The sequence below is a fragment of the Reichenbachiella sp. genome (assembly GCF_965223055.1).
Classification (GTDB): Bacteria; Bacteroidota; Bacteroidia; order Cytophagales; family Cyclobacteriaceae; genus Reichenbachiella.
Genome location: NZ_CBDCVM010000011.1, coordinates 369391 through 383512 on the forward strand (window position 1 = coordinate 369391; position 14122 = coordinate 383512).

Annotated in this window: 18 protein-coding genes; 10 read left to right on the plus strand and 8 right to left on the minus strand. The window is 40.5% G+C overall.

Translation table 11 applies throughout. The annotated features are described in order from the left end of the window. Positions 1 to 82 precede the first annotated feature (82 nt). Together ACOQO5_RS12955 and ACOQO5_RS12960 are read left to right on the plus strand one after the other, a co-directional pair. Positions 83 to 571 (plus strand): hypothetical protein, encoded by a 489-nt coding sequence (locus tag ACOQO5_RS12955; protein ID WP_420582111.1) that lies wholly within the window; start codon positions 83 to 85, stop codon positions 569 to 571. Positions 572 to 607: 36 nt separating this feature from the next. Beyond that, on the plus strand, positions 608 to 1204 hold the full coding sequence (locus ACOQO5_RS12960; RefSeq protein ID WP_420582112.1) for a hypothetical protein: 597 nt from the start codon (positions 608 to 610) through the stop codon (positions 1202 to 1204). Here the strand turns inward: ACOQO5_RS12960 and ACOQO5_RS12965 are convergent. Further along, a complete protein-coding gene (locus tag ACOQO5_RS12965) occupies positions 1201 to 1761 on the minus strand; it encodes a DUF3109 family protein (protein WP_420582113.1) in 561 nt (186 codons plus the stop codon). The two genes, ACOQO5_RS12960 and ACOQO5_RS12965, sit on opposite strands and share 4 nt — an antisense overlap. Positions 1762 to 1866: 105 nt before the next feature. Here ACOQO5_RS12965 and ACOQO5_RS12970 point away from each other — a divergent pair, with 105 nt between their 5' ends. Then, positions 1867 to 2670 carry an N-formylglutamate amidohydrolase gene (locus ACOQO5_RS12970; RefSeq protein WP_420582114.1) on the plus strand — a complete coding sequence of 268 codons (804 nt, stop codon included), beginning with the start codon at positions 1867 to 1869 and terminating at the stop codon, positions 2668 to 2670. Continuing rightward, positions 2667 to 4043 (plus strand): formimidoylglutamate deiminase, encoded by a 1377-nt coding sequence (gene hutF, locus ACOQO5_RS12975; RefSeq protein WP_420582115.1) that lies wholly within the window; start codon positions 2667 to 2669, stop codon positions 4041 to 4043. Before ACOQO5_RS12970 ends, hutF begins: the two co-directional genes overlap by 4 nt. Here the strand turns inward: hutF and ACOQO5_RS12980 are convergent. Beyond that, positions 4040 to 4447, minus strand: a complete 408-nt coding sequence (locus ACOQO5_RS12980) for a response regulator (protein WP_420582116.1) — start codon at positions 4445 to 4447, stop codon at positions 4040 to 4042. The genes hutF and ACOQO5_RS12980 overlap by 4 nt on opposite strands. Before the next feature lie 159 nt (positions 4448 to 4606). Between ACOQO5_RS12980 and ACOQO5_RS12985 the strand changes: the two genes are divergently transcribed. From ACOQO5_RS12985 to ACOQO5_RS13005, 5 genes are all read left to right on the plus strand, one after another. Then, positions 4607 to 5119 carry a DUF2911 domain-containing protein gene (locus tag ACOQO5_RS12985; RefSeq protein ID WP_420582117.1) on the plus strand — a complete coding sequence of 171 codons (513 nt, stop codon included), beginning with the start codon at positions 4607 to 4609 and terminating at the stop codon, positions 5117 to 5119. A gap of 233 nt (positions 5120 to 5352) precedes the next feature. After that, positions 5353 to 5793 carry a DUF6428 family protein gene (locus tag ACOQO5_RS12990; RefSeq protein WP_420582118.1) on the plus strand — a complete coding sequence of 147 codons (441 nt, stop codon included), beginning with the start codon at positions 5353 to 5355 and terminating at the stop codon, positions 5791 to 5793. A gap of 78 nt (positions 5794 to 5871) precedes the next feature. Further along, entirely contained in the window at positions 5872 to 6288 is a 417-nt protein-coding gene (locus ACOQO5_RS12995; protein ID WP_420582119.1) for an arsenate reductase ArsC, read from the plus strand. Positions 6289 to 6299: 11 nt separating this feature from the next. Then, positions 6300 to 6773, plus strand: a complete 474-nt coding sequence (locus tag ACOQO5_RS13000) for a GNAT family N-acetyltransferase (RefSeq protein WP_420582120.1) — start codon at positions 6300 to 6302, stop codon at positions 6771 to 6773. Between the two features lie 88 nt (positions 6774 to 6861). Next, on the plus strand, positions 6862 to 8019 hold the full coding sequence (locus tag ACOQO5_RS13005) for a DUF1214 domain-containing protein (RefSeq protein ID WP_420582121.1): 1158 nt from the start codon (positions 6862 to 6864) through the stop codon (positions 8017 to 8019). Positions 8020 to 8102: 83 nt separating this feature from the next. Here the strand turns inward: ACOQO5_RS13005 and ACOQO5_RS13010 are convergent, their stop codons facing one another. From ACOQO5_RS13010 to ACOQO5_RS13025, 4 genes are all read right to left on the minus strand, one after another. Next, the gene (locus tag ACOQO5_RS13010; protein ID WP_420582122.1) at positions 8103 to 9359 is read right to left on the minus strand and encodes a replication-associated recombination protein A; all 1257 of its coding nucleotides are present in this window, start codon (positions 9357 to 9359) and stop codon (positions 8103 to 8105) included. Positions 9360 to 9417: 58 nt separating this feature from the next. Further along, positions 9418 to 10134: a hypothetical protein gene (locus ACOQO5_RS13015; protein ID WP_420582123.1), complete on the minus strand. Its 717-nt coding sequence runs from the start codon at positions 10132 to 10134 to the stop codon at positions 9418 to 9420. A gap of 153 nt (positions 10135 to 10287) precedes the next feature. Next, the gene (locus tag ACOQO5_RS13020) at positions 10288 to 10893 is read right to left on the minus strand and encodes an SGNH/GDSL hydrolase family protein (RefSeq protein WP_420582124.1); all 606 of its coding nucleotides are present in this window, start codon (positions 10891 to 10893) and stop codon (positions 10288 to 10290) included. A 95-nt stretch (positions 10894 to 10988) separates the two neighbouring features. Further along, a complete protein-coding gene (locus ACOQO5_RS13025; RefSeq protein ID WP_420582125.1) occupies positions 10989 to 11408 on the minus strand; it encodes a SiaC family regulatory phosphoprotein in 420 nt (139 codons plus the stop codon). Positions 11409 to 11619: 211 nt separating this feature from the next. Between ACOQO5_RS13025 and ACOQO5_RS13030 the strand changes: the two genes are divergently transcribed. Further along, a complete protein-coding gene (locus ACOQO5_RS13030; RefSeq protein ID WP_420582126.1) occupies positions 11620 to 12060 on the plus strand; it encodes an SRPBCC family protein in 441 nt (146 codons plus the stop codon). A gap of 5 nt (positions 12061 to 12065) precedes the next feature. Here the strand turns inward: ACOQO5_RS13030 and ACOQO5_RS13035 are convergent, their stop codons facing one another. Together ACOQO5_RS13035 and ACOQO5_RS13040 are read right to left on the minus strand one after the other, a co-directional pair. Then, positions 12066 to 12434 (minus strand): response regulator, encoded by a 369-nt coding sequence (locus tag ACOQO5_RS13035; RefSeq protein ID WP_420582127.1) that lies wholly within the window; start codon positions 12432 to 12434, stop codon positions 12066 to 12068. A 137-nt stretch (positions 12435 to 12571) separates the two neighbouring features. Beyond that, positions 12572 to 13891, minus strand: a complete 1320-nt coding sequence (locus ACOQO5_RS13040; protein ID WP_420582128.1) for a hypothetical protein — start codon at positions 13889 to 13891, stop codon at positions 12572 to 12574. Positions 13892 to 14122 lie beyond the last annotated feature (231 nt).

Consider the following 14122-nt stretch of genomic DNA (forward strand, 5'->3'; position numbering starts at 1 on the left):
TACTGTCTGGATAATCTTTACTATCATATATTACTACGTACTACTAATTCCGACATTGGTTATTGCAAATGAGCTCCTTGGCATGAACCAGGATGTTGGTATGATTAATAGCTATGTGTCGATTATATCTACCATACAATTTGAACTTACCAGTACTGCACTGGTCAGCAGTATATTTTTAATTCAGCTCGAAATGCGAAGGTCGTTGGAGGATCACAAAAAGAACTTAGTTATCACGGTTAACAATAAGACTAGTGCGCTTGCTGAGGCCAATGACGAATTGAAAAGTATGAATGAAAATTTGGATCAGTTGGTGAAAGAAAGAACCCAGAAGGTACAAGACCAATATGAGCAGATGCTCAAATACGCCTATCTCAACTCACATGAAGTAAGAGCTCCACTGAGCCGCATGCAAGGTTTGATGTCTATCATTATTCAAGAGCAAGATATCCAAAGTAAAATGGAGCTGATCGAAAAACTAAAAATTTCTTCTGAGGAACTCGATGCCATCATCATTGAGATGAGCCAGATACTCGAATCTGAATTGATTAAAGGCAAGAAAGTAGTATAAGCCACTTATTCCCCATTTTTTACTTAATTTCATCTCATGAATAAACACAAAATTTGGGAGTACTTAATTCAAATCACCATCGTAATTTTTGGTGTATTTCTGGGGATGATGCTCAATGAATGGAATTCTGACAGAAAAGCTTCGAATGAACAAAAGTTTGCATTAGAACAAATCCTAATAGAAATCGAAGAGCATGGTAATTGGTTGGAAAATACAATTCCATACCACGACACCATTACTCATGTTGTAGATAGCATTGTAAAAAATAGCGATCAAAACACACTCATGAGACCATTTTTAATCAATGGAGGCTGGCGTCAAATTCCAAAATGGAAAGGAACTCAAATTTATCCATTGCATGCATCTGCCTACGAATCCGCTAAAATCAGCAATGTTTTGACTAATATGGATAGTGAATTATTAGGTCAAATCTCAGCCTATTATGAAGACATAGACTTATACAACCAATTCTGTCATCACATAACTGCAACAATTTTTAACACAACCTCAAACACCAAATTTATTGACTCTATGGTTATCATTCGTTTGCTAAAAGAAGATTTGATGAGCCATGAAAATACAATTCAAAAAACAGGGAGTCAACTGAAAATAAAAATCCAAGAAAAACTCTAACCTTCGATTTCTTTAACTAATTGATCATACCACTTTTCTCCATATTTGCGAATTAGCGGCTCTTTCAAAAACTTGTAAATAGGCACCTTCAGCTCATCGCCTAACTTACAAGCCGGATCACAGATGTCCCACTGATCATAGTTCAGTGCATCATAATGATCATATTTCGTTATCCTTATCGGATAAAGATGACAGGAAATGGGCTTCTTCCATTTGGTTTTACCGTCCAAATAGGCCTGTTCGATGGCGCACTTTAGAATATTCTGCTCGTCGTATATAGCGAATGCACACTCCTTTCCACCAATAGTTGTAGTAGAGTAGTCTCCCTCCTCATCCAGAATATAGCTGCCTTCCTTTTCCAGTACAGCAAGCCCTTCCTTAGACATATAAGGCTTGACTGCCTCAAGCACTTCTTCTAGCTTGGGCAACTCATCTTCCTCGAGCGGTGCACCCAAGTCCCCTTCTACACAGCAAGCGCCATGACATTTATTCAAATCGCATACAAAGTGTCTTTCTTTGATATCATCGGAAAGAACAGCATTATCTAATATGATCATATTCCTCTAATTGAGTTACAAATTTATAAGATCAAAAAGTATTAAGCGATAAGTAAACTGGAATTGAGCACTATAATAACCGCCCCAAAAATTTTAACTTCGCCTATGGCTTTTAAAATCATTGACCCCACCAAAAATCAAGTGCCCATACTAGTAAGTGTCCCGCACTGCGGTATCGAAATCCCCGATTCTATTCGAGATCAATACGATCCGGAAATGATCGCTGCGATAGATGACACCGACTGGTTTGTGGATCAGCTCTATGACTTTGTAGGAGAATTGGGCATCAAAATGATCAAAGCTAAGTACAGTCGTTGGGTGATTGATTTGAATAGAAATGCGGAGAGCAAACCGCTCTACAACGATGGCAGAGTGATCACCGCGCTTTGCCCGACCACCAATTTCAATGATAGAAGCATCTACTTGAACGAAGGACCTAACCAGGAAGAAATCAACCAGCGAATCAGTAGTTATTATAATCCATACTATGACCAGATTCGTCTGGAGCTGACGAAACTTCAGAAGCAATTCAAGCATGTGTTGTTTTTTGATGCGCATTCCATTCGCCAACATGTACCAGGGATCCGAGCTGAAAAATTTCCCGACTTGATTTTGGGAGATGCAGATGGACAAGCTGCAGATACCAATATAATCCAGACGGCCACGGAGGTTTTGTCCAATACTTCTTACTCATTCAAGCACAATCATCCATTCAAAGGTGGTAACCTCACTCGAACATTCGGTGATCCAGAAAAAAACATCCATGCACTTCAGCTGGAAATGGCCAAAACCGTTTATATGGACGATAGCGAAACCCAATACGATAATGCCAGAGCCGAGATGGTGAGAAAAGATCTGAGACAGCTTTTCACATCTCTCATCCAGACACTAAACCAAATGAACCAATGAGTAAAGTTTTGAAGTTTGAAGGTCTGTTGACAAATAACGGCTGGCTATGTCCGGCTTACGTGGAACTAGACGCTGATGGAAATATTTACAGCTTATCCCAATCCGAATCAGCAGCAGTCACAGAATATGTGAATGGCTATGCTATTCCAGGCTTTCAAAATGCACACTCCCACTCCTTTCAGTATGCGATGTCAGGGCTGGCAGAAATTCACCCCGACCCTACCTCGCAGGATGATTTCTGGAGTTGGAGAGAAACCATGTACAACATCGCCCTGTCTTTGGATCCCGACCAATTCGAGCACATTGCGACCATGCTGTATGTGGAAATGCTTTCTCATGGCTACACCCATGTGGCCGAATTTCACTATGTACATCATGACAAAGATGGAAAAAGGTATACCAATCATGCGGAAATGGGCGAGCGACTGATCAGCGCAGCAAAAACAGCGGGTATTGGCATTACCCTTGTCCCTATTTTTTATCAAAAAGGAGGATTTGGCCAAGATCCTGTAGAAAAACAAAGAAGGTTTATCTCAGCCTCCGCACAGGATTACCTGGAACTTTTGATCTCATCCGAGAAAGCCTCCGAGTCTTACTCAAAAGCTAATGTTGGTTTAGGCATCCATTCACTGCGTGCAGTCGACAAAGAATCTATCAGCGCAGCCTTTGCCGAAGCTAAAAACCTACCTGTTCACATCCACATAGCAGAGCAACTCAAAGAAGTGACCGACTGCCTGGACTTTTATGAACAAAGGCCTGTTGAGTGGCTCTTGAATACATTTGACGTTAACCACAACTTTCATTTGGTACACGCCACACATCTGAGCGACTCAGAAGTTGCTGGCATAGCACAATCAGGTGCGCATGTTGTACTATGCCCATCTACAGAAGGCAACCTGGGCGACGGCATTTTCCCACTTCAATCCTTCCAGCAGCAAGGTGGTAAATGGTCGATTGGTACAGATAGTCATATTGGACTCAATCCTTTGGAAGAGCTCAGAATTCTAGACTATGGTCAGCGATTGACTACGCATCGTAGAAATCAGTTTATTTCTAGTTCGAATGGAGACACGGGTTTATTCGGAGTGGATATGGCCCTAAAAGCAGGAAGAAAAGCCATGGGCAATGGTAATAAGAATTACTTTGCAGTGGGTCAGCCTCTGGATGCCGTAGTGGTCGATGCTCAGGCTCCACTCATCGCTACCAGTCGCTCCGAACATATTTTATCTACTTTGGTATACAGCGGAGATCGTTCTCACTTCAAGGGAACCATAGTAAATGGAGACTGGAAAGTGAAAGAAGGACGTCACCTACAGAAGGGTGAAGTCGTTTCGAATTTCATAAAATCACTGAGTGAACTAAAGATCCGTTAGTTTAGATAAGTATCTATTTCCTTTAGAATATCTGAAGTCAAAGGTTTCGTAAATAGCTTTTGAACCTCTCTGTATTGATCAGCCAACTCAGCATCTTGATAATACTGTGACGAAGTCAATACAAAAAGTTTAATCTTTTCGCTTTCTACCGCCGTCATCATCTTGCGATACTCTCGGATAAAATCCCAACCACTAATCGTTGGCATATTAATATCCAATAGAATGACATCAGGCAAATCTTCAGGATTGTTCTTCACCAAATCCTCTAAATGAGTAAGCCCTTTGGTCGAGCTTGTCAAAGATTCGACCAGCATCTCAGGGTTATAATCTTTGATCACCTTAGTACAAATCAGATTGTTGATTTCGTCATCATCAATTATAAGAACCTTAATTTGTTTCGTCATTATACTTATTAGAGGTGGTGGATAATCAGACCGTCAATTTAATTTAAAATTCTGAGAATTTGGAAAATAATCTAGCATTGAACCAATTCTGATTAAAAAAATAATACGAACTTAAGTCATCTTAAATCCGTTTTCAAACCAAACAAAAATCTTGAACATATGAAAAATAAATTAACAATTGCTACAAGTTTTATAATTGCTTGCCTGATAAGCACTTCCAGCCTGTATGCACAACAAAAAGCCAGCCCTCCCAAAGTATCTAAAGCTACTGTGAATGGGAATGAGATCACCATCAACTACAGCAGCCCTTCTAAAAAAGGAAGAGTAATATTTGGCGGCTTAGAGCCATTGGGGAAAGTATGGAGGACAGGTGCCAACGAAGCAACTACCATTGAGCTGTCCAAAGATGCAAAAATTGGTGATCTGGATGTTAAGGCAGGTAAATATGCTTTGTTCACCATTCCGAATGAAAAGGAATGGACCATTATTATCAATTCTGAACCTAAACAATGGGGTGCTTATAAATATGACAAAAGCAAAGATGTTGGTCGATTCAATGTACCTGTAATCAACTTAGATGAAGTAGTGGAAAGTTTTGTGATAGATGCTACAGATTCAGGGAAAGTCTCAATTGCATGGGATCAAACACAGGTGGAGTTTATGATTAAATAGTAAAATCCTGATCTCCTAAAACGGAGGCTGTCACAAAAGTTTTCCGTCATTGCGAATAATATGAAGCAATCTTAATATTAGTCCCTAAATGGGCATAAGATCACTTCATTCCGCTCGTGAAGACGCATTCAAGACTTTTGTGACAGCCTCTTTTTTTTTATTTCAAAATAAATGCAACCTTCATCGTATTTTTACGATTATATGATTAATTTAATCGTAATTTTACAATGAATATGAAAACGTCAGAATTTTTAAGCATCCTTGAAGAGAATCCTGAGTTGGGATTAGAGTTCGAAATCGAAAAAGGAAAATTTGTTAAGCCCACCTTTCACATTACAGAAGTGAAAAATGTGAGCATTGAATCCGTAGACTGTGGTGGAAACCCTGACAGCTACAAACAAACCATCGTACAACTGATGGTCAACCCCTTAGAAGAAATGAGAAAACCCTGGACAGCAGGCAAAGCACTGGACATTTTCAATAAAGTAGAAAAATTGAAACCGATCAACGGCGACACTGAGATTTTCTTCGAATATGGAGATCAGGAAATCAGAACTTCGAACTTTAGTGTAGAAGACATTCTTTTCGCCGATGGAAAAATCAGACTAGAATTATTTGCAAAACCAACAGTTTGCAAACCAAGTTTAACATCAGGAGCAAAACAATGCTGTTAATTACTTAAAATTGTGGCTCATTACATTGAGCCACAATTCTCATTTGACAACAACCCTATCATTCAATAAAACAATCAAATGAAAAACCTTATCATTCTTTGTACCGGAAATAGCTGTAGAAGTCAAATAGCCGATGGTTATTTCAAACATTTCTCAGGAGACCAACTCAAAGTGTATAGCGCTGGTATAGAAACGCATGGTGTAAACCCCAGAGCCATCAAAGTCATGGCTGAAGATGGTATAGACATCTCAAAAAACACATCTAACAACATTACCGAGTATCTGGAATTAGATTTCGATTATATCCTCACAGTATGTGATCATGCTGCTGAAAATTGCCCTCATATTCCAGGAGAGGGGGAGCGTGTACACTTCAACTTCCCAGACCCTGCCAAAGCCACAGGGACAGAAGAGGAGATTCTGGACAGTTTCAGATCCACTCAAAAAATGATTAAGGAATTCACACAGAAATTTGTGACTGACAAGGGACTATGATCATCACTCCCATGCAACCGAGTGACTGGCCAGAGGTAGAAAAAATCTATCAGGATGGTATCGACACTGATCAGGCCTCCTTCGAAACTCAAACGCCATCCTGGGAAGCATGGGATCAAGGTCACCTCACAACACCAAGACTTGTTGCTAAAGACGGCGAGGGCTCCATACAAGGCTGGGCCGCGCTGTCCCCCGTCTCTAAAAGACCCGTATACAGTGGCGTGGCTGAAGTGAGCATCTATATTGATGTGAAGCTTGCAGGTCAGGGCATTGGCAAAAAGCTATTGTCCGAACTCATCCAACAATCCGAAACTACAGGCCTCTGGATGCTACAAGCGGTCACCTTCCCTGAAAATGAAGCCAGTGTTCGTTTACACGAAAGCTTGGGTTTCCGACTCGTAGGTCGCAGAGAAAAAATCGCGCAGCAGCATGGGGTGTGGCGGGATACTGTGATGTTGGAGAGGCGGTCTTCTCATTTTCAATAACAAGCGTATTATCTATTTTTTATAAATTGAGGAATAAACAACTCCTGCCACTCTGAGGAGTACATATAATCATAAAATCTAGAATAAAATGCACATTCAAAAATTGGCTCTGGTAACAATTCTTATACTTTCGCTAGCATCATGTAACCAAACAGAAAATAATTCAAAAGAAAAAAAATCGAGCACTGAAAATGTTACTCCTTCGAAAATAGTAGAGAGCGCAATCGCCTATCAGAAAAACGGCGGCAAGGCCGTATTTCAAGAAGGAAATGTCATTGCGGTAACTGATGAAAATTATGCTCATGCTGAAACGGCCAAAAATTTCAGAAATTGGATGGTTAAAGGAGCAAACGAAGGAATTACACATCTTCGTATTAAGGCCCCACGTGGTAAATCCGCACCTACCGTTCAAATGAACCATGATTGTTTGTATTCAGTTGCTATAACCAGAGTTGTCGACGGCAAAATCTCATTTGAAATACCAGAAAATGTGGAAGTCTATACTTCAGTACAGGTCGTTGATCAGTACGGACACGGGCAACATTACATCGTAACTAAAGGGAAACATGCCCTAGATATAGATCAAACAGATGGTACTACACATGCATTTTTAATTTTTAGAAGTGGTTTAGAAAAGGGACTTGAAACAGCTCGAGCTAATCAAGATAAATTAACTACGTGGGGATTAGTATCCGGAGATTACAAAGTACCAAATTATAATTTTGAAGAGGTAGATGCAAAAACTGCAGAATTAAGAAATGAAGTACAAGGAAAAGCCTTCTATTACACGTTTCCAAGAAATGAAAAGGAGGTAACAGACCGACATCAATGGAATTTAGAATGTGCATTAGGATGGGGAGGAGCCTCACCTATTGCCTATGAATCTAATCTGTACAGCAATTCTAGGGTATTTGATGGCACTAAGAGCTATACGACTACATTCATGAATCCTGAATCAGTTTATTTCACTTCGATCACAGTATATGATTCACAACGATACTTATTTGAAGATGAAGATATTGAAAACATTAATAGCAACACGTGGGAAGTAAATCCAGACAATACCGTGACTATATCTTTTAACTGTGGAGAGGATGCAAGAAATAACATTAACACTAAAGGTCAAGATTTTACATTTACACTACGCTATTATGGAGTTACAGAACAAGTAATCCGGGCGAATAACAAAAATGCAGTACCCAACAGAATGAATCCAGTGTTCATGATGAAAGAGGTAGAAAAGTAAGCCAACAGATTAAAATTAAAACAACTCTAAAGATAGTATAAAGGGTATCAAAACAACCTTTATACTATCCTTCAAATCGCTTATTAATACCCATACTTACTTTTCCACTGTGCTTTGAGCTTTTTGCGCATTTCGTCTTCTCGTGGGTTTCGACCAGGCTCAAATAAGGTCTTGCCTTTCAGTTCTTCAGGCATAAATTCAAAATCGACAAAGTTACCTGCATGATCGTGAGCATACTTATAGCCTTCACCATACCCGATTTCTTTCATCAGTTTAGTTGGGGCGTTGCGGATGCCTAATGGTATGGACAAATCTCCCGTCTCCCTAACCAACTGCTGAGCCTTGTTGATCGCCATATAGGAGGCATTGCTCTTCGCCGAGCATGCCAGGTACGTCACGCACTGGCTGAGTATGATTCTCGACTCCGGATAGCCGATAACATTCACGGCCTGAAATGCATTATTGGCGATGACCAAAGCGGTGGGGTTGGCGTTGCCAATATCCTCTGAGGCCAAGATCAACAGCCGTCTGGCGATGAACTTTACATCCTCTCCTCCTTCGATCATTCGTGCTAGATAATACACTGCTGCATTGGGATCACTCCCTCGGATCGACTTGATAAACGCGGAAATGATATCGTAATGCATCTCTCCGCTTTTGTCATAGATGGCCGCTTTTTTTTGCGCTATTTCAGTCACCACTTCGTTAGTGACCACGGCTTTTTTGTCCAAGGAGTCTACAACAAGCTCCAGCAGATTCAACAGCTTACGTCCATCACCTCCAGACAGGCGCATCAAAGCCTGATCCTCTTTGATCTCCACCTTTTTGTCTTTGAAAACATTCGGATGGTTCAGTGCCTTATCGATCAGTTCAGTTAGGTTTTCCTTAGCCAAAGCATTCAAAGTATACACCTGGCATCTTGAGAGCAGTGCCGCGTTGACTTCAAAGCTTGGATTTTCTGTAGTTGCACCGATCAGTGACACCTGGCCCTTTTCCACCGCCCCGAGAAGGGCATCTTGCTGGCCTTTGTTGAATCTGTGGATCTCATCTATAAACAGAATCGCTTTTGATCCAAGTCTTGATTTTTGGATGACTTCACGGATATCCTTTACTCCGGCACTAATCGCACTCAAAGTGAAAAACGGCATCTTGGCCGAATTCGCAATTATGTTGGCGATGGTGGTTTTGCCCACACCTGGAGGTCCCCAAAGAATCATAGACGGCACGGCTCCTGAATTGATGGCTCGCTTCAGAATGTTTTTCAAATGATCCTGACCCACCAGTTCATCTAAAGTCTGGGGTCTCAACTTTTCCGCTAAGGGCATGGGATTATCTAGCATAATGTACGCTACGAAAAAATGATATAAAAGAATGGGAAATTAATGAAAATCAGATGGACTACTGCCCATCTTCTTCGGACTCAACAGGTATTTCTTCTTGAGCCTCTTCTACTGCTGCTTCCTGTTCCACTGTTTCCTCTTCTGCACTTTCAGGTTCAGCTTGTTTCTTATCTTTCTTTTTAAACAATCCACCCAAACCTTTTTTCACTTGCGTGGTGTCAGATTCTTGCAATGCCTCTTCTGCTAATTTTTCTTCGGATGGCGGCGGGCGATTGTCAATAAATAGTTCGCCATAATACTTATTGTAATACACCTGCTCTTGATTGTGTGCAGCGGTTTCTTCATATCGATACTTATACCTTGGGCCTTCCGGCTCTGGCTCTTCCTCCACTTGGGCAAGCAAAGGTGCAGCTGATAAGGAATCAGTGCCTAGTGTATCTGTATCTACAAAATCTTCAGCTAAAAATTCGCCCTGATCTATGATTAGCTCTGAAGTATCTTCAGGAACCGGAGCTAATACGTTCTTCTTAGGAGCTGTCATGAGCTCATAATTCTTGCGAAACAAACTGGTTTTCTTGTTTACACCATACTTGTTTCGTCTTGAAGCGGAAGCAAATTTTGGGGTACTGTCATTCGCAAAATAGGAGTATTTGGCCAGACGTATCGAGTCATCCAGAATATATGTACTCTGAAAAGCAGGGCATACCACGTTGTCTTTACAAGCGTAAAAAACAAGGCACAACACAAACAATATAGGAAAACTAGTTCTCCTCACAAATTTTATTCAATTAGGGATTAGGTGGATACAATCACTAACCCTCAAAAATGGATAATATTTCCTGATTTATGTAATTAATCTCTTCAAATCTTGAAAGGCAACTCCCCTTTCAAGTCGAATATGAATATATAATCTTAGAATAGTACCAATCTAATTTTCTAACATTGATTTCACTATTGGGTAAGACGCATCTACCCATTCTTTATACATTTTACCAGAAGGATGTAGGCCATCTTCAGCCACCAAAGTAGGATCACTCGCTGCTTTTCTACTACCTGGTGTAATGTCTACAAAAGCCACCTCATACTTGCCGCAGATACTCTTGGCAACAGCATTATATTCATCTAGCTCTCTGCCGATTTTTGATGGGTCTTTCTCAGCTGCAAAAGGGGTAACTCCATAATCTGGAATGGAAAGCACAAAGGTTCGGTCTGCTCTATCTTGAGTGAAAGCAATGGCTTGCTGAAGTAACGACTCAAATTCCTTTTTGTACTGATCGATGGGATAACCACGGTACTGGTTGTTTACACCAATCAGCAAGGATACTAAATCGTAGTTCTTGGCTGGTTTTTCCTTATCAATGGCGGCTTGTAACTCGTCCGTAGTCCATCCAGTGGTGGCAATTATCCTTGGTAATTCGACTTTGATACCATCGCCTATTAATCTGCCTTGCAGGATATGTGGCCATCTTTCGTCCGCAGCTACTGCTTCACCAATGGTATATGAGTCCCCAAGTGCTAAATATTTGTATGTCATCTTTGAGTATCATTATTAATAGTAAATAAAAGTAGTCGATTAAAACTACAAAATACTTCCATCAATGAATATCTACTCAGAAGTTCATACTTGGTTTAGTCTTTAGAGATAAACGTCATAGGAATTCCCGACCGTTCGCTAATTTTTTTTCCTTCCTGTAATCCATCCATGCGTGAACGGTCATAATACCAAATAATTTCCATCTCATCCGATGTCCTTCGATTATTCCATATTAAAGCAAGGACTTGGTACATCCAACCAACAGAACCTGTCTCCATTATTTCAAGATCTATTCTAATTTTTTTCAATTGATTTCCTCTTCTATAGAAGGAAATTAGCAAGTCTTCAACCTGGCTTCTAAAAGTGGCCATTTTCAACGAAAGAAAGACGTGTCCCTGGAGTAGAAATGAACTATCAATCACTGAGATACCGGCAAAGGGTGTTGTTGAGGTTTCTTCAATCATGTAACTTTTGAGTTCAAAAACATCAATAGACTGGGGTCTGTTACTAAGCATGGTTAGGTGTTTTTAATTTAACAAAATTCCATATCTCAAAAGCTGCAAAGGTTAAACTGAAGTTATAAATCTTAATAATTAGTTACAATAGGTAGAGATACCTATTCTCTCACTACGAAAATTCAACCACATCTGGACAAATCCACCGGCTTCATACTTATCTTTAACTAACCTTGAGAAAAGTCAACTTGTATAGCTTTAACTAGAAGACATGAAAATTGAAACGACTCTAATCATCGACAAACCACTGGATATAGTAGCTAAGTACTTTGCCGATCCGACTTATCTTAAAGAATATCAGGAAGGATTTGTAAGCAAAGAATTGGTAAGTGGAACAGCGGGTGAAAATGGTGCGGTATCAAATATGCTTTATGAACACAATGGTCAAAAGATGGAGTTAATAGAAACCATTACTGCAAACAATCTACCTGATACCTTCGAAGCCCACTATCATCATGAACACATGGACAACACCATGAAATGTACCTTCACTCCATTGGACGATGGTCGAACCGAATACAGGAGTTTCATTGAATATACACGCATCAACTGGGTAATGCCTCGCCTGATGGCTATACTGGTACCAAGCCTTTACAAAAAGCCTGTCAAACGATGGTTAGAGAATTTTAAAAGGTTTGTAGAAAGTCGGTAAGAACATTAAGCCACCCGACTCACTGCCTCTTCAATAGCAGCTTCTACTTCAGAAGCATTCAGTGGTTTATGAAAAACCTTCTCTATTAAATGATCTGTTTGGGCTTGAAGGATTTTTTCATCCTCATCCATGGAGGTCAAAATGAAACAAGCCAGATTGTTATATTTTTTGTGTGCTTCGGTGAGGAAGTCTACTCCATCCATGCCAGGCATTCTCATGTCTGTAATCACCACAGTCAAGTCGTCTTCCAGAGTTGCTAATTTCTCTAAAGCATCAGGGCCTGATTCAGCCATAAGCGTGTTATATTTTGACCCAAATATTTTATCAAATATGATTCTAGGAATAGATTCATCATCTACATAAAGTACTGTCATCTTCATATCTTTCTACTGGTTTGAGTCTAAGTTAAACAATAATTTTTTTACGAATTACCGAACCTTAAAAATACTGAAACTCCAGTATGAGCCAAATGTCACACTGGAGCTTTAGCAGGCCACCTTCAATATTTCTACTACGAATCACCCAGTCTCTGAAGTCTAGCAATGTCCTGATCAATAGACAAGATCAACAAACAAGTTGCGGTACAAAACACGGGACTGGTAATGCAATGGTGCCCACTCCAGCTTCCATCTGTATTTTGAATGCGCACAATACGACCGGCCGTATTGTCAAACCATTGGGTCCACTCATCTCCACCGGCAATCACCATAGACTCACCGGTTTGCAAGAAACTTAAAAATTCTTCTCCCCCGTTATTCCCAAATCCATTCAGCACTTCGTCTTCTTGTGCTTTATCCTTGGCTGATTTGAATACATTGAAACTAGTAGTCAATCTTGAAGACTCTTCTTCACTCAAGCCAATTTGCTCTAATAATTCTTCGGACAACTCGGCATCTTCATCTATTTCTCCTTTTCGTTTGGCCTCGTCGATCATATCCTTCGCTTTTTTGGCTTCCTTGGCACTCGCCCGCAATGAGCCAGAAACTGCATAAAGCATGATCCCAGCTCCTTTTTCAGTATTCACTTTACCCGAACCAGCATCATAATTCCCTTTTTGAAACTCTCTGGATCTTTCCAATGCGACCTCATCGATTTCAATGTCATTGACCTGAGCGGCCTCAATGGCCTGATTGGCATATGATGACTGTAGCACGCCAGCCCAACCGTCACCTTTCAAACTTCCATCTTGATTTTGATTGGATTGAATACGCTTGACACAGCTGGCCAGTGCCACTCTCACACGGTCTTCAGTTTTAGCTGACAAGTCGTTTAACTCCAATAGGTTATTGAAAAACTGAGCAGCTAACACGGCATCTATATTATCTCCCAATTTCACCTGAATCTGCGTACCGGTCAAATCCGTAATTTTCAATCTATCCTTGGGGGTACTTTCTACGGCGTGCAATAAATATTCAGTGGCTTTCGCCAATGCCTTGGCATATTCCCCTTTTTCTAAAGTACTGTTTGTTCTTAGCATAGCCATACCCACCATGGCGGTGGTCGCAGGATCGGTGCTCACGGCATGAGCATCTCGAATGTGCTGATAACTGTGACTACCAGCTCCCCAGCCTCCGTTTTCTTGTTGTGCAGAAGCCAAGTAACTCAATCCTGTGTTGACAGAATGTTTGACTTTGGCTACGTTTTTAAAATGGCTATGTCCTTCAGACGATTCCTCTCCAAAAATAGTCTTGAATGTGCACCCTTTGGTTCCACATACTCTGATGTGGTTGTGATCCATAGGGTTTTTGTTGGATGATTTAAATCCTGGAGTCAGCGACAAGAGCAAGCATCCGGCCAACCCTAATGTCAGTGTTTTTACTTTGGTTTTCATAAGTGTGAGTATTTGGTTTTATCGATATTGATAAGACCAAATACGGCACTTACTTTCAGTTTAAAAACCTGGATTGAGGGAGTCGTAAGTTTCAATAAGGGAAGTGAGCTGGTTAGTTAGGGAAGGCAAGGCTGGTTTTACCAATTATCCTGTCATTTCGACCCCAATGATTCGGCAGAGAAATCTGATTGTCATAATGTGTTGTAAAAATCTTGATGAGATTTATCTCTT

Coding starts and splice junctions, on each gene's coding strand:
- ACOQO5_RS12955 (WP_420582111.1), top strand. CDS start 83: ATGAACCAGGATGTTGGTATGATTAATAGCTATGTGTCGATTATATCT.
- ACOQO5_RS12960 (WP_420582112.1), top strand. CDS start 608: ATGAATAAACACAAAATTTGGGAGTACTTAATTCAAATCACCATCGTA.
- ACOQO5_RS12965 (WP_420582113.1), bottom strand. CDS start 1,761: ATGATCATATTAGATAATGCTGTTCTTTCCGATGATATCAAAGAAAGA.
- ACOQO5_RS12970 (WP_420582114.1), top strand. CDS start 1,867: ATGGCTTTTAAAATCATTGACCCCACCAAAAATCAAGTGCCCATACTA.
- hutF (WP_420582115.1), top strand. CDS start 2,667: ATGAGTAAAGTTTTGAAGTTTGAAGGTCTGTTGACAAATAACGGCTGG.
- ACOQO5_RS12980 (WP_420582116.1), bottom strand. CDS start 4,447: ATGACGAAACAAATTAAGGTTCTTATAATTGATGATGACGAAATCAAC.
- ACOQO5_RS12985 (WP_420582117.1), top strand. CDS start 4,607: ATGAAAAATAAATTAACAATTGCTACAAGTTTTATAATTGCTTGCCTG.
- ACOQO5_RS12990 (WP_420582118.1), top strand. CDS start 5,353: ATGAAAACGTCAGAATTTTTAAGCATCCTTGAAGAGAATCCTGAGTTG.
- ACOQO5_RS12995 (WP_420582119.1), top strand. CDS start 5,872: ATGAAAAACCTTATCATTCTTTGTACCGGAAATAGCTGTAGAAGTCAA.
- ACOQO5_RS13000 (WP_420582120.1), top strand. CDS start 6,300: ATGCAACCGAGTGACTGGCCAGAGGTAGAAAAAATCTATCAGGATGGT.
- ACOQO5_RS13005 (WP_420582121.1), top strand. CDS start 6,862: ATGCACATTCAAAAATTGGCTCTGGTAACAATTCTTATACTTTCGCTA.
- ACOQO5_RS13010 (WP_420582122.1), bottom strand. CDS start 9,359: ATGCTAGATAATCCCATGCCCTTAGCGGAAAAGTTGAGACCCCAGACT.
- ACOQO5_RS13020 (WP_420582124.1), bottom strand. CDS start 10,893: ATGACATACAAATATTTAGCACTTGGGGACTCATATACCATTGGTGAA.
- ACOQO5_RS13025 (WP_420582125.1), bottom strand. CDS start 11,408: ATGCTTAGTAACAGACCCCAGTCTATTGATGTTTTTGAACTCAAAAGT.
- ACOQO5_RS13030 (WP_420582126.1), top strand. CDS start 11,620: ATGAAAATTGAAACGACTCTAATCATCGACAAACCACTGGATATAGTA.
- ACOQO5_RS13035 (WP_420582127.1), bottom strand. CDS start 12,434: ATGACAGTACTTTATGTAGATGATGAATCTATTCCTAGAATCATATTT.
- ACOQO5_RS13040 (WP_420582128.1), bottom strand. CDS start 13,891: ATGAAAACCAAAGTAAAAACACTGACATTAGGGTTGGCCGGATGCTTG.